The organism is Coleofasciculaceae cyanobacterium (genome assembly GCA_036703275.1).
Lineage (GTDB): Bacteria > Cyanobacteriota > Cyanobacteriia > Cyanobacteriales > Xenococcaceae > Waterburya.
Genome location: DATNPK010000108.1, coordinates 17,828 through 36,848, shown reverse-complemented (window position 1 = coordinate 36,848; position 19,021 = coordinate 17,828). Strand labels below are relative to the sequence as shown.

Below are 19,021 nucleotides of genomic sequence, written 5' to 3'. Positions count from 1 at the left end.
ACCTATGCATCAAATTTTAAATAAACAGAATCATTTCCAGTCCCACCCACCCCCCGAAAAGCTATTTACGGGGATTTTTATACGCTGGAGTTGCTTAACAACAACCGAAAAAGTGGTTTGCGCTAATATCGTCTTGTTGCCAGTCTGGTGGTTAGTGGGTATTACTAACTACTTACTTTTATCTCTAGCGTTAGGAATTGTAGTTTATGAACGGTGGCGTTACGGCAAACTTAGCTTAAAACGACCTAGCTGGGCAGTAATTGCTTTATTTGCGTTTTATGCTTACGAAAGTATAGATGCATTATTCGTCTTTTTGGATGCTTACCCATCAATAGATATACCTTCAGATTCAGTTGTTAGTCTTAATAACGTAATTAAATCAGTTTTTCAGTTTTCAATTCCTTTGTTAGTTTGGTATATCCAGAGTAACAATACTAGAGTTCGCCTGGAAGTAGTTGCCTGGGCCTGCTCGGTTAGCGTGATTCAGATGCTATTGGGCTGGCTGATTTTTCAATTTGCCTTTCCAGGATGGATTGACAATCCACCACGCAATCTTTATGCCATATTGACAGGCAAAAGCAACTTTACCCCAGGAGATGTTGAAGGTTGGACAAACTATCTAGCGTTCTATGATGAGGATCGGGTTAGATTTTTCTTTGGTCACTACCAAGCAGCAGCGGCATACTTAGGTTTTGTAAGTCTAATCGCTATAGATCTCAAAAATCGTGTTTGGTCATGCCTACTAGTAGCAATCTGTATCTTTCTACTAATTTTGATTGGTTCTCGCTCAGTTTGGCTAGCTTTACCTGTGGCGTTATCAATCCGCTTGTTCTCAACTTTGGTTAAATGGCGATTGACTGCACTAGTATTCGCTTTCTTAGCCATCTTTAGTTTTGCTACTTTATCCCTTACCCCCGTTACGGAGATGATTTTCGCTACCTTCACGGATACGGCATCAACAGTCGCCGATGCGCGAGCTGGTTCGACTGAAGCACGCTCCAAAGTTTATCAGGCAACTTTAGAAAAGATTCCCGAAAAGCCATTTTTTGGTCATAAAGTGGAAGGACCACCAGCTAGAAGCGGACCAAGCGTTTTTGTCTTCAACCCACCTCGAATCGGTTCTCACAGCTTTATTCTCGGAGATCTTTTCTACAAAAAGGGTTTGCTGGGTGTGGGTATATTTATGGCTTTTTGGGCATCCCTGTTCTTTTGGTTCTATGAGACTCGCAGCGAGAGACCGATGTGCTGGTTTCCTATTCTGGCTCTTTTTAGCCTTCAGTCAGCCGTGACTATTATCCAATTCTCAATGATTATCTGTACGCTAATGTGTATGCTACTTCATCAACCGAGTCAAACCAAACCAAAGACTTATCGAGGAATACTTAGGGCTTACTGACTTTAATCTGAGATTTGGGGATTTAACATATATTTAGATATTATGCGTAAGCTGATAATTTTTCCATCGTCTTGTGCCGCTCTAGGCGGTATAACAGTTTCTTTAGGTTTAATGATCAAGGGATTTGAGCAGTGCGGCTTATCTGACCAGTTGTGTGTCCTCGTACAGTCTGGTTCACTCATGGAGGATTATCTACAGCACTTGGGTTATGGTTACTGTTTACAGTCAATCCCAGCACCGAATCGTCAGTTTTTTAAGCTGGCCAATCGTTGGGTTAATCAAAAACCCAACGATTGGCCTTTATTATTAGATAATTGTTTTTCCTGTAGTCATCTCTTACCTAGCATTGCCCTAGCAATACCTGCCCTGTGCTGGAGTTCGCGCCCCGTCTTTCATTTTTTCCACGATCTCGCCTCTTCTTACAATCCTCTTGGTAATTTAGCGAGAAGATTTATTTTTGCTTGTCTTTCCCCTAATGCTATCTGTAATTCTTACTTCACGGCTAAACATATTAATCAGGCCTTTACTGCCAAAATTGAAGGGATTCTCTATCAACCAGTAAATATTACAGACTTTAGCGATAGCCCCACTACTAATTCTCCCACACTAGGGTTGCAGCCAATTCTGGCTTCTGGGGCGAAAATCATGTTTACCCCATCTCGGATCACCGAGCCAGGACATATCAATGACAAGAATCTGCGAGGATTGATTTTAGTCTTAGCCCAGCTGAAACATTTAGGACACCACTACCACGGAGTCATTATCGGACAGGACTATTCTCCTAATAAGCTGCATACCAGCACCTTGCTGGAGTTAGCAGAACAATTAGGTGTCGCGGAACGATTGACAATTTTGCCTCCTACTTTTGCGATCAAAGACTACTATCAATATGCCGACGTGGTGGTTACTCTTGCTCCTCGCGAGCCTTTTGGACGTACCGTGGTCGAAGCAATCGCCTGTGGAGTGCCAGTAGTTGGCAGCAAGACTGGCGGTATTGGCGAGATTTTGGACAACTTTGCGTCCCAGTGGACTGTTGACCCTGACAATCCGATGGCTGTGGCTCAAACCATTATTCGTGTTGCTGAGGATGCCAATACTTCCCTGGTTCTGGCTCAAGGTCAAAAATGGGTCGAGTCCCATTGTAGCCCTGCAAAGTATGCTCAAAAGATCGTGGAGATTGTCAATCTTAATTCTCCCATAGCTAATCAAAAGCAAACTATCAGCACATTAGTGACTAAAAGATGAAACCCATCGGTATTTATCTCAGAACTTTTCCGCGTATTTCTGAGGCTTTTGTAATCGAGCAAGGTAATCATTTGCATCAATACGAACCAACATTTGTCACTAATACTCTTTTAAAGTCAACATCCTTACCCCACATTGCTCTCAGCCAAGATGACAAATTTAAGCTCAGGCAAATAAATTATCTCTTGACTCAAAATCCTGACCTGTTTAGAAATCATTGGTCTAATTTTAATAATTTAAGTTTGATTCATGCCCATTTTGGTCCTAATGGAGTTTATGCTATGCCCCTGGCTGAGAAGCTGAAAATTCCTTTGGTAGTAACTTTTCATGGTTATGATATTACTCTGACCCGTAAAGCTATTTGGCGTACGGGAAAGCTACTGTATTATCAGTTTCTTTTTCATGAACAAGAGCTAAAAAGAAAGGCTTCAGTCTTTATTGCCGTTTCCAAGTTTATTCAGCACAAACTTATTGAGCAGGGCTATCCTCAAGAAAAAATTATTCAGCACTATATTGGTGTAGATACTTTCAAGTTCTCTCCTGTTCCTCAACAAGATGATAAACGATACATTCTTTGTGTAGGTAGACATACAGAGAAAAAAGGCATTGCTACACTGTTGCGTGCTTTTGCCCGCATTGCTGCCAAACATCCTGATGTCAAGTTGCTTCAGGTAGGACACGGATCTTTAACAGGGAAATTACAAACATTAGCTAAACAGCTTGGTATCGATCGCCGTGTCCGTTTTTTAGGAGCGCAGCCTCACGAGAAGGTACTGCAACTAATGCAGCAAGCAGAAATCTTTGCTCTCCCCAGTCAAACAGCTAAAAGTGGTGAATGCGAGGGTTTACCGATTGTAATTCTCGAAGCCTCTGCTTGTGCCGTGCCAGTGGTTTCCACCTATCATAGTGGCATTCCTGAAGCCGTCATCGATGGCGAGACAGGTTTTTTAGTATCAGAAAAAGACGATGAGTGTTTGGCCCAAAAGCTAGATATTCTATTGAGCGATCGCCCCTTGGGCAAAAAGATGGGACAGCAGGGAAGGGAGTTAATTAATGAGAGCTTCGATATTCGCAAGCAAACTGCCAAATTAGAAGAAATATATGATTCTTTAATGCCCTAAGTTCGCATTAAATAAAACAATGCTATGGAAAAGCTAAATGCTATGGAAAAACCAGTAATTATTTTTCTGCATATTCCCAAAACCGCAGGAACTACATTAAGATACATCATTCAATATCAGTTTCCACCGAGTGCCATTTGTGAACTTTACGGTTCTTCAGGACCTCATGCTCAACGTATTGATAAACTTAAGAATTTATCTGAGTCCCAAAGAAAAAAAATTAAGATTATTAACACCCATTTAGGCTTTGGCTTACATAATTTTTTACAGCAGCCTTATACATATATCACGTTTTTACGTGAGCCAGTTAGTCGGGTAATTTCGATGTATTATTACTATCAAAAAACTAAAAATCCCGAATTTTTAGATCTATCGCTTAAAGAGTTTGTTCAAACATATCCTGGGGTGCAAAATGGCATGACTAAGAACTTTGCTGGAATAGTTTTGCAAAGTCAATTATCAGACCACAATAAAAGCCAAAAACTTTGTTGTGACCGGGAAAGTCTAGACATTGCTCAAAGAAATATTCACAAGTATTTTAAATTTATTGGTCTTTCAGAAAGATTTGATGAAAGCTTGCTCCTTTTGCAGAAAATTTTGGGCTGGAAAATTCCTTTTTATGATAAAAGTAATATTTCTAGAAAACCAAAAGATATTGACCAAGATACCTTGAGATTAATTGAAAATCTCAATGAATTTGACCTACAGCTATATGAATATGCCAAAGCCATTTTTGAAGAGCTTATTGAGAGACAAGAGGTTTCTTTTAATCGAGAACTTAAAGAATTTCAACAAGCAAATATATCCAGCCCTAATAAACTTTATTACCGAGCAAATACTATTTATAATCGAGCCGTAAATAGAATTTATAAAGAATTAAATCAAAGAAAGGTATTATAAGATGTCTTTTCCACCAGAAGTATATCTCATTGGCTCACAAAAAGCAGGGACAACGAGCCTGGCATATTTGCTATCCCAACATCCCGATATTTGTATCGCAAGAACAAAAGAACCACACTTTTTTACAACTTACTTTTATAGAGGTTTGGATTGGTATCAGAGTAACTTTGCTAATTATGAAAGCTCTGTGTGTCTTGACGCTTCAACAACATACGCTATGGCACCCTTAAGTGAAAATAATTCTAAAAGAAAGAGAGGGCGCTTAGAAGGTGTTCCGCAAAGAGTTCATTCTATCTCTCCCAAGGCAAAATTTATTTATTTACTAAGAGATCCCATAGAGAGAACGTACTCGGCATATTGGCACTATTTTAATATTGGGTGCGAAGGCAAAAAATTTGGAGAAGCGATCAAGAGTGACTTTTTCTACCTCGATGTGAGTAATTACCACGGACAACTAGCTCTATGGCTAGAATATTTCTCTCTTGATTCCTTTCTATTTATTTTGTTTGAGGATCTGAAAAAAAATCCAGCAAAGGTAGCTGAAGAATGTTTCCAATTTATGGGAGTTAGCTCGGAAAATATCAAAGTACACTTAGAAGCACCAAAAAATAAATCTCGGTCTGTAAACTTGGTCGGTCGTCAGTGTAACAGGTTATTTTTTACTTTAGATATGTGGGGTCATAGTCATTTTGCTCCATCTCTTTTAAGAAAAACCTGTAAAAAATTAACTACAGATTTCAGCAAAAAAATTCCTCCTATATCCGAGACAGATCAATTATTTCTCTCCGAGTATTTTATGCCAAAAAATCGTCAATTAGCTTCTTTGACTGGACTCACTCTCGATCAATGGCAAGTATGGTGATTGAGACAAAATTTGTCAAGCCAAGCCACAATAATTATAAACAAGCAAATAAATGTTAGTCCAAAACAGCATATCAACCAATCAAAAACCATGCAAGATTTTATTGTACGGAAATATTCAAGCAGCCCATTATCGCTGTCATAGTTTAATCAAATTCTTGCTATATTCTAGATATTTTACATCTTTTGTTTGCCCCAACTTCTATTGTAATACACAAAAAAGTTCTGACTCTTTTATAAATAAAATATTATCCAGAATTCATTTAATAGAACTAATAATAAAAACACTTTTTACTGACGTAATTTATATTTTGCCCCTCAATAATCACTTAGTTGAGAATGCAATTTTAGTTGCTAAAATATTCAGAAAAAAGCTGATTCTTGAAAACCATGTTTCTCTTTACGATAACTTACTAGAAGAGAGAAAAAAATATAATGAAGGAATACAAAAAACAGCAATAGAGATACGTAGAGATAAATTAGCTCTGTGTCAACCAGATTATATTATTAATACCTCTAATTACGAACCTGCTTACTGGGAAAAGAAATTAGGGATAAAAATTGACCGAGATAAAGTTTTCGTTGCTCCTCTTTTTAGTAGTTCTACACTAGTGCATCAAAAAATATTTAGAGAGAATAGTATTTTGCAAATTTGCTGGTGGGGTTCATTCCTGCCTCTGCATGGACTAGACAACATCATTAAAGCTATGGAGCTTTTAAAGAAAAGAGAAGTAAAATTTACCTGTAATTTGTTTGGTATAAATAACTCTGAATATAATGTTTATGTCGAAAAAATTCGACTTGCTCAACTCGATTCCTCTGTTTTTCTGAGAAAGGATTTAACTTTTTACGATGATTCTTTGCCACGCTATTTAGTAGAAAATTGCGATCTAGCATTAGGCATCTTTGGCAATACGGATAAAGCATATAATACCTTCCCCACCAAGCTAGTCGAGTCTCTCTCGATGGGAATTCCTACTCTAACTATGAAGTCTCCATCCCTCCAAGAGTTTTTAAACCCAGAAACAGACCTGTGGACTTGCAAACCTTTGCCTGAAGCGATCGCTGAATCAATTCTATCAATTGCCGACGGTACAGCTAATCCTGTGGACTGGGAACAAACTCGCCAAAAAGTCCTAAATACCTTTAGCATAACTCGGTATCAAGAAGTTGTTGAGCAGATTTTAGATCGAGCTATCAATAATTCGGTGGAAAAAGAAATTACGGATGTTCAAGGTAACGTGAAATATGAGCAAAAAACGAGTTGATATGAACATTAAATTAGTTAAAAAAGTATTTAATAGGTCAGGTAGAATTGCCACCAGCCCAATGAGAATTATGCCCAGCTTTTTGATTATTGGGGCAAAAAAATGTGGCACGACTTCTCTGTTCCATTACTTGAGCGGACATCCCAATATTGGTGCGCCAACCTGGAAAGAGGTTTCTTATTTCAATATTTATTACGACCGAGGTAATGCTTGGTATAAAAGCTTTTTTCCGATATCATTACCCAAATTAGATTCACAAGATTTAATTACAGGAGAAGCAACTGCTAGCTATATTTGTCATCCTCAAGCTCCTGAGAGAATCGCGGCGACGCTACCCGAAGTCAAACTAATTGCCTTACTCAGAAACCCCGTGGATCGAGCTTACTCCCACTATCATCACACTAAAAGGATTGGCAGAGAAAACCTTTCTTTTGAAGAGGCGATCGCCCAAGAAGAATCGAGAGTTAGGCAGATTGAAAATGAAAGTCGAGAATTGGAGCTTAAAAGTAGTCCAGCCTATAACTATACCTATTTAGCTTCAGGTCTTTATGCCGAGCAGCTTAAAAACTGGTTAAAGCTGTTTAATAAACAACAGTTACTAATTTTAAAAAGTGAAGATTTTTTCAATCATCCAGAAGCAATATTTACACAGGTGCTTGATTTCTTAAAATTGCCCGATTGGTCGCCCAAAAAATATCAGAAATACAATAACAATCTTTATTGCCAAACGATAGAACCTAACACTAGAAAACGTTTAATTGAATATTTCCAACCTCATAACCAAAAATTATACGAACTATTAGGGGTGGATTTTGATTGGAATTAATAGAGAAGAGTTAGTAGAACCGTGAATTGTTGACCTTCAATCTTATAAACCTGATTAAACTTGGCTCATGAATTTAATTAAACTGTCTCAATTTAGTATCTGGCAGCGTTTTTGGCAACTTTGGCAAGCTAAAGGAATCAAAACGGTAATTGCAACTACCTGGTCATACTTTTGGCTGCGCTTTGCTGGATTGGGCTATTGGGGCAGAATTACTACCTGGTTAGCAACTTGGTTAGCCCCGCCTTATAAAATGCGTCGTACTTTTGCTCGTTACTACGAGGCTGGTTATATTGCCCCTAGTGCAACTATTGCTCATAGTAATTTACAGCTAGGAGCAAATATTTTTATTGGCGATCGCGTCACAATTTTTGAGGATTGTAATGGCGGTTCAGTGGAGCTAGGCGATCTCGTTTATTTGCATAATGATATCTGCATTCAGACTGGTGATGGCGGCAGTTTGAAAATTGGTTCGGATACTCATATTCAACCACGCTGCCAGTTTTCGGCATACCAAGCACCAATTCAAATTGGCTGTGGCGTACAAATTGCCTCAAACTGTGGATTTTATCTTGGCGATAGTAACATTACACCTGATGGACTGATTCAAAACCAAACATTACCAACCAAAAAAGGCATTGTTGTAGACGATGATGTCTGGTTAGGTCATGGTGCGATCGTCTTAGAAGGAATACGCATTGGCAAAGGCGCGGTAATTGGTTCTGGTGCGGTAGTCGATCGAGATATACAGGATGGTGAGATCGCCGTTGGTGTTCCCGCCCGTGTAATCGGCACACGGAGCAAGTAAGTATATAAATATGTCTAGTAAATCTACATGCTCATCAAAACTCCCACAATAATCCGCAAGTTTTTCAAAGCTAATAGCTTCTGGCGAGATAAATATTTTATTCTGCGAGAGTTCAAACACTTTCGTAGGATTACTATATTAGCCATCACGTTTACGTTGCTAGCGGCAGCTTTTGAAGGTTTCGGGGTTGGTTTTATCCTTTCTTTCATCCAAAGTTTTACTAATCCTAATGCAGCACCAGTTCAAACCGGAATTAACTGGATTGATATCTGGATTTTAGCAATTAATGCTCCTGCTACTGAAAGACTTTATCGAATTACGGGTTTAATTTTTCTGACCAACCTATTACGTCTAGGCTTTACCTATTTTGGACAGCTTTATAGTTTTCAGGCGCAAATTAATTTAGGATATCGGCTGCGCCTGCGGATTTTTGAGCAGTTGCAAGCTCTTTCTCTGGCTTACTTTAGCAAGACTCGTTCGGGAAATTTAATCAACAGCCTGACTGGTGAAATTGGCCAGATTATCATGGCTTTGATGAATGTTTCTACTTTACTGACTAAGGCAGAAACCTTGGTAGTCTTTGCCATCTCAATGTTATTGTTGTCCTGGCAGTTGACGATTATTTCAGTGATGCTATTGATCCTAGTGTCGGTAGGGCTATCAACGCTGCTACGTAAGGTAAGGGAAGCTAGTTTTGACGTAACTACAGCTAATGCTAAGTATTCCTCAGTATCACTGGAGTTTATTCAAGGCATTCGTACAGTTCAAGCTTTCGCTGGTCAGGACTTTGAACGCCAACGCTGTGATAAGGCGAGCTCTGAAATTGTGGAAGCGATGAACAAAGCGATGGAGATCAGAGCATTAGTCGAACCTTTATCAGAAGGTGCGGGAATTTTGATGCTTCTTGGTATCTTGATTATAGGGTTTGCTTTCCTCATCCCCAATGGATATCTAAACTCAGCGTCATTTTTGACATTTTTAGTAGTGTTGCTACGTATTACGCCACTAATAAGTCAGCTTAATGGCATTAGAGCTAGGTTGAGTAATCTGTCTGGTTCGTTTGACAATATTTACCAACTTTTGAGAACCGATGATAAACCCTATTTAGAAAATGGAAAAGTCCAATTTTCTAAGTTGAAGCAAGCAATTGAATTTGTAGATGTAGATTTTGGCTATGATGCAAATGAGCCGATCTTACAGCAAATTTCTCTGTCCATTCTGCAAGGAACTACAGTGGCGTTAGTTGGAGCATCCGGTGCTGGCAAATCAACCTTGGCGGATTTAATCCCTAGATTTTACGATCCGATTGAGGGTAAGATTCTCATCGATGGGGTAAATTTGCGGGAATTTGAGATTAATTCCCTGCGGCAAAAACTAGCCGTAGTCAGTCAAAATACATTTATTTTTAATGCATCGGTGCGTGACAATATCGCCTATGCGATCGCAACAGCAGATGAAGCCGCTATTAGAGAAGCAGCCCGACTAGCCAATGCCTTGGAGTTTATCGACCAGATGCCCGAAGGCTTTGATACACAGTTAGGAGACAGAGGAGTCCGCTTGTCTGGTGGTCAACGTCAGCGAATTGCGATCGCTAGAGCTTTACTGAGGAATCCAAATATTTTGATTTTGGATGAAGCCACTAGTGCTTTAGATTCAGTTTCGGAGCGATTGATTCAACAGTCTTTGGAAAAACTAGCTGTTGGTCGAACGGTGATTACTATTGCCCATCGACTTTCCACGATTATGCAAGCCGACAAAGTAGTGGTGTTAGAGAAAGGGCGCATTGTAGAACAGGGAACTTACCAAGAGCTACTACAGCAGCGCGGTCAATTATGGCGATATCACCAGATGCAGCATGAAGAAGTTGAGTTAACTCATTAAAAGCTTTTGCTACTTATTTATATATCCAGGAGTTAAAATTATGCGACTACTACTTGTGTGTAACCCAGGGGGACATTTTGCAACCATGCTGGGTTTAAAAGAATTTTGGACGGCACATTATCGAGAATGGGTTACTTACCCAAAATTCGATACCGAACGGCTGCGCCGTCAAGAAATTGTCCACTGGGTAATTATGCAGGAAGCCAGAATGTTAGGTAGAGCTATCGTTAATTTTTTCCACGCCATGTTTATTATCTACCAAAGCAAACCAGATTTAGTAATTTCTACTGGAGCGAGTTTGTCCGTACCGTTTATCTACGCCAGTAAACTTTTTGGCATCAAAACAGTTTTTATCGAAAGCATTACCCGCTCTAAAGCTCTTAGTCTTAGTGGCAAACTTGTCTACTATGTTGCTGATGAATTCTATGTCCAATGGCCAGAATCTTTAGAACGCCATCCAAAAGCCAAATATAGAGGAGTGGTTGCCTAATATGAACAACAAAATCATTCGTTTAATTTATTATGATTGTCTTTACTTTAGGAACGATTATTTTTCCTTTCGATCGCGCCGTTGATTGGTTGAATCTTTTATTAGAAAGAGAAATTATTACCGAACCTGTTTTATTTCAACATGGAGCAACTTCAGTTGACAGGCTTCATCATCCTCTGTTAACTTCTGTTCCTTCTCTGACTAAAACCGAAATGCAGGAGTCCATCCAGCAAGCGTCTTTAGTAATCGCTCATGCGGGGCAGGGTTCTACTAGAATGCTGGCAAAAATGGGAGCGTCTTTTGTTTTGCTACCTCGGCTAAAGCGTTATGGCGAGCATATAGACGATCATCAACTGTTATTTGCCCAGGCAGTAGAAACGTTTGGTATTAGCTACTGTACTAAATTTGCTTCTTTAGTTGACTACATCAAACATCCACCACAGCCCTTAAAAGAAGAACTATTTAATGCACCTTCTCTAGGGACGTATTTTCGCGAATTGTATCAAGCTTCCCTTATTGGTGATCAAGTGCTTCCCACGATTAACTCTAGCTCAGGACTGTATTATGATTAGCCTACCTAAAAATTCTCCAACTACCTGGAGACAACTAAAAGCCAAATTGCAAGTTTCAGGGCTAGGAGGTCTGTTTGTCACTGGCTGGATGTGGTTTTGGATGCGCGGGGCTGGATTAGGTTATCTAGGAAAAATTAGTACGGCGATCGCTACCTGGCTAGCTCCACCATACTATGCCCGTCGTTGTCTGGCTCGTTATCATCCCCAGGGTTATATTGCGCCTGGGGCAACAATTTATCATCAGTTGCTGCAACTAGGGGCAAATGTTTTTATTGGCGATCGCGTCACAATTTACCGAGACCGCGATGGCGGTGAAGTTATTTTAGGCGATCGCGTACATCTGTATGGCGATACTTATATTCAAACTGGAGATACTGGCACGGTAGTTATTGGTAGCGATACCCATATTCAACCTCGTTGCCAATTTTCTGGTTATAAAGCACCGATCAAGATTGGTTGTAAAGTACAGGTTGCTCCCGAATGCGCTTTTTATTCCTACGCTCATGGTATTGCAGCAGATCGACTGATTAAAGAACAGCCATTAACTACTAAAGGAGGCATCACCATCGAGGATGATGTTTGGTTGGGTTATAGGACAATTGTTCTCGATGGGGTATGTGTTGGTCGGGGGGCAGTAATTGGGGCAGGTTCGGTCGTAACTCAAGATATACCTCCCAATGCGATCGCAGTAGGCATACCTGCTCGCGTTATCAAAATGCGTAGCTAAACATTTTTAGCAATACTATTAAAAACCATGAACCAAAATCAACCCTTGGTTAGTATTGGTATGCCGGTTTACAATGGCGAGCGTTTTTTAGAAAATGCTTTAAATTCTATCCTGGCACAAACCTTTACAGATTTTGAGCTGATTATTTCTGATAATGGCTCAACGGACAGAACAGAAGACATTTGCCGCACCTATGCCAACGCAGATCGACGTATTCGCTATTTTCGCAATCAACAAAATTTTGGTGCAGGATGGAATTTCGACCGCGTTACTGAGTTGGCTAGAGGTAAATATTTTAAATGGGCTTGTCACGACGATCTTTGCGCCGTGGAATTTCTCCAGCGATGTATCGATATTTTAGAACAAGATCCTAAAACTGTTCTAGCTTATCCCAAAACTTTGATTATCGATGAACATGAGTCAGAAATTGAAAAATATGAAGATCGATTTCATCTACAATCTGACCAAGCTAGCCAGCGATTTAAAACTTATCATCACCTAGTCCGTTATGGACATCAATGTCATCCCTTTCACGGCTTGATACGCAGAGATATACTGACACAATTATTACCTTTGGGAAGCTATCCCTCTTCTGATTTAATTTTACTTGGAAAACTGGCTCTTTATGGCAAGTTTTATGAAGTTCCCAGCTATTTATTTTGGAAAAGAGATCATGCCCAAGCCTCGGTCAGAGCGCACAATGCTTTCCGCGATCGCATTGCCTGGTATGACCCCAGCAAAAAAGGCAAGCTGCACTTAACCAGATGGAAGTGGTTAAGAGAATACATCCAGGCAATTCACATCGCACCTTTAAACTGGCAAGAGCGAGTCCAATGCTATCTCCAGATGCTCCAATGGCTGACTTGGAACAGCGTCTGGTTAACCAAAGATTTGCTTAAGGCTGCTGCGTGGCCCATTATTAAGCTGTTCTCAATAGGCAGTCTAAAACCGCCGAAACAGCTTGCCTCCGTTGAAGTAAATAAAAGCTAATTTTAGGAGTTTAACTAATGAAAGCGGTAATATTAGCTGGTGGATTAGGAACTCGTTTGAGTGAAGAAACCAGCATTCGACCTAAGCCGATGGTAGAAATTGGTGGTATGCCAATTCTGTGGCACATTATGAAAACCTATTCTGCCCACGGAATTAATGATTTCATCATTTGCTGTGGCTATAAAGGCTACATCATTAAAGAATATTTTGCCAATTATTTTTTACACAGGTCTGATGTCACCTTTGATATGCGGTTTAATCAGATGAATGTTCATCAGGGTAACGCCGAACCTTGGCGAGTCACCCTGATAGATACGGGAGAATCAACCATGACTGGTGGCAGACTTAAAAGAGTCGGCGAGCATATTAATGAAACCTTCTGCTTTACCTATGGCGATGGGGTAGCTGATGTAAATATCAAAAAACTAATTGCTTTTCATAAAGAACAAGAGAGCTTGGCAACCTTAACCGCAACTCAGCCACCAGGACGCTTTGGGGCAATTTGCTTGGGGCAAGAACAAACGAAAATTACTAGCTTTCAGGAAAAACCTGAAGGAGATGGTGCGTGGATTAATGGAGGTTATTTTGTCCTCGAACCAGAAGTAATTAATTTTATTGCTGATGATTCAACGGTTTGGGAACAAGAACCCTTGAAAAAATTAGCTCATTTAGAACAACTATCAGCCTACAAACATCAGGGATTCTGGCAGCCCATGGATACTTTACGCGACAAACGTTACTTGGAAAGTCTTTGGCAAAAAGACAAAGCACCTTGGAAGGTTTGGTAAATAGATCGGTCGAATTAAACAACAAATAAATTATGTACGATTTTACGATTATTGGTGGTGGGATCGTTGGTCTTTCTACTGCCATGACTCTGGGTAAAACCTATCCAGAAGCCAAAATTGCCGTTTTAGAGAAAGAATCTCAGTGGGCATTTCACCAAACTGGACACAATAGTGGGGTAATTCATTCGGGGATTTACTATAAGCCTGGTGGTTTTAAGGCTCGATTTTGCCGTGCAGGAAATCGCTCAATGGTGGAATTTTGTCAGCAGCACAACATCGATTACGATGTCTGTGGCAAAGTTATAGTTGCCGTAGAAGAATCTGAGTTGCCCCAGCTAGAACATATTTATCAGAGAGGTCTACAAAATGGATTAAAGGTGCGTCAGATTAGTGGGTCAGAGGTTAACGAAATCGAGCCTCACGTGCGTTGTTTGGCAGGTTTGCACGTACCCAGTACGGGTATTGTTAATTATCAACAAGTGTGTCAAAAGTATGTCGACTTAATTCGACTTCAGGGTGGAGAACTTTATCTCAATACTAAGGTTGTCAAAATCATCAATACCAGTAACGCTCAGGTATTAGAAACAACTCAAGGTAAGTTTGAAACACGATTCACGGTCAATTGTGCTGGACTGCATAGCGATCGCATTGCTAAGTTAGGTAAAGCCAAACCTGAAGCTAAAATTGTGCCTTTTCGCGGGGAATATTACGAACTCATCCCAGAAAAACGCGACCTGGTTAAAACCTTAATTTACCCAGTACCTAATCCCGATTTTCCTTTTTTGGGCGTTCACTTTACTAAGATGATTGACGGCAGCGTTCATGCAGGGCCTAATGCTGTGTTGAGCTTCAAACGTGAAGGCTATCAAAAAACAGATTTCAATCTGCGGGACTTTATGGAAGTAATGACCTACCCAGGCTTTTGGCGACTAGCTGCCAAACACAGCGATGATGGAATCCAAGAAATCATTCGTTCCTTTAGCAAAGAGGCATTTGTCCGCAGTTTGCAAAGATTAATTCCCGCAGTTCAAGCCGAAGATCTCGTGCCTACCCATGCGGGAGTTCGCGCTCAGGCATTAAAGAATAATGGCAAACTAGTAGACGATTTCTCGATCGTCTTCAACAAAAACTCAGTTCATGTCTGCAATGCACCTTCTCCAGCAGCCACATCTTCGATCGAAATTGGTAAAGCTATAGTCGAACAAATTGTCGAGCAATCTCAGATCGAGGTATCACCAACTCAGAAAGTAGGAAGTAGGAAGTAGAAAGTTAAATATTCTGCCACCTGTACAACATTCAAAAATATACTCATCGTTTGAGTATTTAGGTTAATTACAATCACTAACAATTTATTATTTGTCATCAATCATGAAAATATTAGTTACTGGAACAGAAGGCTATCTTGGTTCTTTATTAGCACCACTTTTAATGCAGCATGGACATGAAGTACTTGGCGTAGATACTGGTTTTTATAAAGTCGGTTGGCTTTACAATGCGACTGAGTTAACTCCTAGAACTCTCAATAAAGATATCCGCCATATCACCGCAGAAGACCTTGAGGGGATTGAGGCTGTGGTTCATATGGCAGAACTATCTAACGATCCTACGGGTCAACTTGCACCAAATATTACCTATGAAATTAATCATCAAGGTTCAGTACGTTTGGCAAAATTAGCCAAAGCTGCGGGAGTGGAAAGGTTTGTTTATATGTCTTCCTGTAGTGTTTATGGAGTAGCGACAGAAGATTATGTCACTGAAGAATCTGCCGTCAATCCTCAGACTGACTACGCCAAGTGTAAAACTCTAGTCGAGCGGGATGTAAAACCAATGGCTAGCGATCGCTTTTCGCCGACCTTTCTCCGTAATGCCACTGCCTATGGAGCTTCTCCCCGAATGCGGTTTGATATTGTCTTAAATAATTTGGCAGGATTAGCCTGGACGACTAATGAAATTAAGATGACCAGTGATGGAACTCCTTGGCGACCTCTAGTTCATGCTTTAGATATCTGCAAAGCTATATTGTGTAGCCTGGAAGCTCCAAGAGAGATTGTTCATCAGCAAGTTTTTAATGTCGGTGATACGGCTCATAACTATCAGGTAAAAGAAATTGCCCAGACAATTGCAGGAGTATTTAAAGGATGCGAGCTAAGTTTTGGGCAAAGCGATGGTGATAATCGCAGCTATCGTGTTTCTTTTGAGAAGATAAATCAAACTCTGCCTGGATTCAAGTGTGATTGGAATGCTCAAAGGGGAGCGCAACAGTTTTACGATTTGTTTAATCGAATTGATATGTCGGCAGAGACTTTCAGTTTCCGAGGATTTACCCGTCTCAAGCAACTGGAATATTTGATTAAAACTGGGCAAATCGATCGCGACTTCTTCTGGAAGGGACAATCCCCAGTCGTCAGCATACCAGAAGCAACCAAAGAACCAGCGATCGCCTGAAGATAAATCTTGATGCCATCATGAATATCCTTAAATTGCTTCTGCTGTTCTCAATCATCGTTTTATTACCTCGACATTCATTAGCCAACATCATTTGGACAAATACTTTTGATGACGAGATTTTTGATAATACTTACCGACAATTCCAAAGCCATCAATGTAGCTCAAACTCAGATTATGTAGATAATAGTCTGTTTAAGTTTGTCACTTCTCCCGTTCGCGGTGGCAGATTGGCAATGCAGCATCATGTCCAGAATTGTGATGAGCGCAGCGAGATTGGAATTCCTGATGGCATTCTTAAAGAAAACCAAGAATACTGGATTGGCTGGAGCTACTTTTTTCCTAATGATTTCCTCAAGCCAGTCGAAGGCGAACCCGACCTTTCGATCGTGCAGCAAATGTTCTATCAGGCATCTTTTCGCGATCAGCGTGCGGGAATAACGCTCTTTGAATGTAACAGCAAATCGAGCCGAGGTGGGACATTAAAAACAAGAGGAGTTCCAGGTAGCTACATGACTATCTCTCCTGACGGTGGCACATTTGATTACACTGTTTCTTTTTATCAAGGACAAGATAGTCAAGGAAGATATATTTTTGGCTGTAAGAATTTTAGTATTCCCGCCAGAATTAATGAATGGGATGACTTTGTGCTCAATGTTCGACCTTCCTCAGATTCTAGTCAAGGATTTGTCAAAATTTGGAAAAATGGCAAACTTTACGTCAATGAAAAGGTGGCACTGCTTCGTCCTGGAGTGAGTGCTATGGGTGCGTGGAAAATTGGTGTATACGTGGGCGATCCTGGTCATGGTGAACGACTACTCTACACCGATGAGCTGAGGGTAGGAAATGGAAATTCTTCTTTTGAAGAAGTCTCCCCTCAAGATAATTAAGCTTAGAGTCGAATATTTTGCTATGAAGGTTGTCTATTTTATTCAAAGTCACAAAAACCCAGAACAAATTTGTCGGTTAGTTAAAGTAATTAAAAAGTCCAGTGCCAATTCTTTAGTGTTACTCAGTCATGACTTTAGCTGTTGCGAGCTAGACTTAACCAACCTCCAACAATTTTCAGGGATTGAACTAATTACAAGAAAGAAATCGGCAAGACGTGGTGACAACTCTGTCTTAGAAATTTATCTCGATGCTATTAATTGGTTGCATGAGCATAACTACGACTTTGACTGGTTGATTTGTCTGTCGGGTCAAGACTATCCGATTCAGCCAATTCCTCAGATCGAAGCTTTTCTGGCTCAGACCGAATACGACGGCTTTATCAATTACTGGGATATTCTGGGAGAAGAATCACCTTGGGGAAAAGAAGCAGGTCGAAAACGCTTTTTTGCCCAGTATATATCCCTGCCACTATGGACTAAGTGGTGGCTCAGAAAAATATCTAGAATTGAGCCTTTTATACCTTTTTTGAAAATACAGTGGCGTTTTGCTCTAATTGGACTGGGAGCAAAATCAGTCCCCTTTGATGACAATTTCAGGTGTTACGGGGGTTGGTACTGGAACAGCTTATCGAGAAAATGTCTAGACTTCTTGAGAAATTATCTAGAAGAACATCCTGAGGTATTGAAATTTTATCAAAGAACCTTGGCTCCTGAAGAATCTCTCATTCCCACTGTGCTAGTCAATAGCAATCAGTTTAATCTTTGTAATGACTGTATGCGTTATTTAGATTTTCCTTCAGAGCTTTTTGGCTATGCTCAAAGTTTAACCGTAGATGACTATCTCAAAATCGTCAGTAGCAACTCCCATTTTGCCCGAAAATTTGAGTCAGAGTCAGACAATAAAATCCTGGATCTGCTGGACGAACTGCTCGATAGTAAAGCTACTGGTAACGCTGCGCTTAAGTAATGAGTAATGAGTAATGAGTAATGAGTAATGAGTAATGAGTTGAAAGAATGTTAAATTCTGTTATCAAACGAGCAACACAGTCCAGTTCATTTTGGTCTTATCGTCGAGAATCTATCTTAACTGCCTTAGTAGAATGGATTCCCAGAGCACCAGGTATTGTTCTGAGAAATTGGATTTATCGTTCTCTTTTTGCCAAAATGGGTAGTTCGGTACGTATTCAATCAGGAGTAGAACTTGTTCAGCCGAACCAGATAGAAGTTGGCGATCGCGTCATTATCAATCGTGGAACTTATCTTAGTAGTGCTGGGACAAGTAAAACTGAGCTAGGAAACAATAGTGTCTGTTTGGAGGATCGAGTCAACCTAGGATTTGGCGTACAAATTAATACTTTTGGCAACAACAGTCAAATTTACCTGAGAAAGCAAGTAATCCTCGATCGCGGTGTCGATCTGAGATCTCTCGATCGCGGATATATTGAGATCGGCGAATCTACCTATATTGGTCCATACACTTGTCTAGCTGGCCCTGGTTCGATAAAAATCGGTCAAAGCTGTCTCATTGCCTCCCATTCAGGAATTTACGCCAATAATCATAACTTTGCTGACCCCACACTTAAAATTGTCGAACAAGGAATTACCTGCAAAGGAATTGTTATTGAGGATGACTGTTGGCTGGGGACTGGGGTAAAAGTTCTCGATGGAGTCACCATCGGTCAAGGTAGCGTCATCGGTGCAGGAGCGGTAGTAAGTAAGGATATTCCACCCTATTCCGTTGCAGTTGGCGTACCTGCGAAGGTAATCTCGCAGCGAAATCGCGAACAACAGCTTGATAGATTGCGATCGCCATGAG

At 40.3% G+C, this 19,021-nt stretch carries 19 protein-coding genes; all 19 read left to right on the top strand.

The features are described from left to right. Positions 1-4: 4 nt before the first annotated feature. The 19 genes from V6C71_23865 (at position 5) to V6C71_23775 (ending at position 19,020) form a co-directional block, all read left to right on the top strand. A complete protein-coding gene (locus tag V6C71_23865; protein HEY9771494.1) occupies positions 5-1,396 on the top strand; it encodes an O-antigen ligase family protein in 1,392 nt (463 codons plus the stop codon). Between the two features lie 42 nt (positions 1,397-1,438). Then, on the top strand, positions 1,439-2,641 hold the full coding sequence (locus tag V6C71_23860) for a glycosyltransferase family 4 protein (protein HEY9771493.1): 1,203 nt from the start codon (positions 1,439-1,441) through the stop codon (positions 2,639-2,641). Then, positions 2,638-3,762, top strand: coding sequence for a glycosyltransferase (locus V6C71_23855; GenBank protein ID HEY9771492.1), 1,125 nt, complete (start codon positions 2,638-2,640; stop codon positions 3,760-3,762). Before V6C71_23860 ends, V6C71_23855 begins: the two co-directional genes overlap by 4 nt. Before the next feature lie 24 nt (positions 3,763-3,786). Next, on the top strand, positions 3,787-4,662 hold the full coding sequence (locus V6C71_23850) for a sulfotransferase family 2 domain-containing protein (GenBank protein HEY9771491.1): 876 nt from the start codon (positions 3,787-3,789) through the stop codon (positions 4,660-4,662). Position 4,663: 1 nt separating this feature from the next. Beyond that, entirely contained in the window at positions 4,664-5,524 is an 861-nt protein-coding gene (locus V6C71_23845; GenBank protein ID HEY9771490.1) for a sulfotransferase domain-containing protein, read from the top strand. A 310-nt stretch (positions 5,525-5,834) separates the two neighbouring features. Further along, entirely contained in the window at positions 5,835-6,791 is a 957-nt protein-coding gene (locus V6C71_23840) for a glycosyltransferase (GenBank protein HEY9771489.1), read from the top strand. 1 nt (position 6,792) lies between these two features. Continuing rightward, positions 6,793-7,617 carry a sulfotransferase domain-containing protein gene (locus tag V6C71_23835; protein HEY9771488.1) on the top strand — a complete coding sequence of 275 codons (825 nt, stop codon included), beginning with the start codon at positions 6,793-6,795 and terminating at the stop codon, positions 7,615-7,617. Between the two features lie 67 nt (positions 7,618-7,684). After that, entirely contained in the window at positions 7,685-8,422 is a 738-nt protein-coding gene (locus V6C71_23830) for an acyltransferase (GenBank protein ID HEY9771487.1), read from the top strand. A 27-nt stretch (positions 8,423-8,449) separates the two neighbouring features. Continuing rightward, complete coding sequence (gene hepA / locus V6C71_23825; GenBank protein ID HEY9771486.1) at positions 8,450-10,303, top strand: heterocyst formation ABC transporter subunit HepA; 1,854 nt, start codon at positions 8,450-8,452, stop codon at positions 10,301-10,303. 40 nt (positions 10,304-10,343) lie between these two features. Next, a complete protein-coding gene (pssD, locus tag V6C71_23820) occupies positions 10,344-10,793 on the top strand; it encodes a PssD/Cps14F family polysaccharide biosynthesis glycosyltransferase (GenBank protein HEY9771485.1) in 450 nt (149 codons plus the stop codon). Positions 10,794-10,825: 32 nt separating this feature from the next. After that, positions 10,826-11,365 carry a glycosyltransferase gene (locus tag V6C71_23815; protein ID HEY9771484.1) on the top strand — a complete coding sequence of 180 codons (540 nt, stop codon included), beginning with the start codon at positions 10,826-10,828 and terminating at the stop codon, positions 11,363-11,365. Next, entirely contained in the window at positions 11,358-12,092 is a 735-nt protein-coding gene (locus V6C71_23810) for an acyltransferase (protein HEY9771483.1), read from the top strand. The genes V6C71_23815 and V6C71_23810 overlap by 8 nt, the downstream gene beginning before the upstream one ends. A 27-nt stretch (positions 12,093-12,119) precedes the next feature. Then, a complete protein-coding gene (locus tag V6C71_23805) occupies positions 12,120-13,082 on the top strand; it encodes a glycosyltransferase family 2 protein (protein ID HEY9771482.1) in 963 nt (320 codons plus the stop codon). A 17-nt stretch (positions 13,083-13,099) separates the two neighbouring features. Next, positions 13,100-13,870: a glucose-1-phosphate cytidylyltransferase gene (gene rfbF / locus V6C71_23800; protein HEY9771481.1), complete on the top strand. Its 771-nt coding sequence runs from the start codon at positions 13,100-13,102 to the stop codon at positions 13,868-13,870. 32 nt (positions 13,871-13,902) lie between these two features. Next, positions 13,903-15,135: an L-2-hydroxyglutarate oxidase gene (gene lhgO / locus V6C71_23795; protein ID HEY9771480.1), complete on the top strand. Its 1,233-nt coding sequence runs from the start codon at positions 13,903-13,905 to the stop codon at positions 15,133-15,135. 103 nt (positions 15,136-15,238) lie between these two features. Continuing rightward, on the top strand, positions 15,239-16,315 hold the full coding sequence (locus V6C71_23790) for an SDR family oxidoreductase (GenBank protein ID HEY9771479.1): 1,077 nt from the start codon (positions 15,239-15,241) through the stop codon (positions 16,313-16,315). Between the two features lie 20 nt (positions 16,316-16,335). Beyond that, positions 16,336-17,205 (top strand): heparin lyase I family protein, encoded by an 870-nt coding sequence (locus V6C71_23785; protein HEY9771478.1) that lies wholly within the window; start codon positions 16,336-16,338, stop codon positions 17,203-17,205. Beyond that, positions 17,162-18,172 (top strand): beta-1,6-N-acetylglucosaminyltransferase, encoded by a 1,011-nt coding sequence (locus tag V6C71_23780; protein HEY9771477.1) that lies wholly within the window; start codon positions 17,162-17,164, stop codon positions 18,170-18,172. The genes V6C71_23785 and V6C71_23780 overlap by 44 nt, the downstream gene beginning before the upstream one ends. Before the next feature lie 47 nt (positions 18,173-18,219). After that, on the top strand, positions 18,220-19,020 hold the full coding sequence (locus V6C71_23775; GenBank protein HEY9771476.1) for an acyltransferase: 801 nt from the start codon (positions 18,220-18,222) through the stop codon (positions 19,018-19,020). Position 19,021 lies beyond the last annotated feature (1 nt).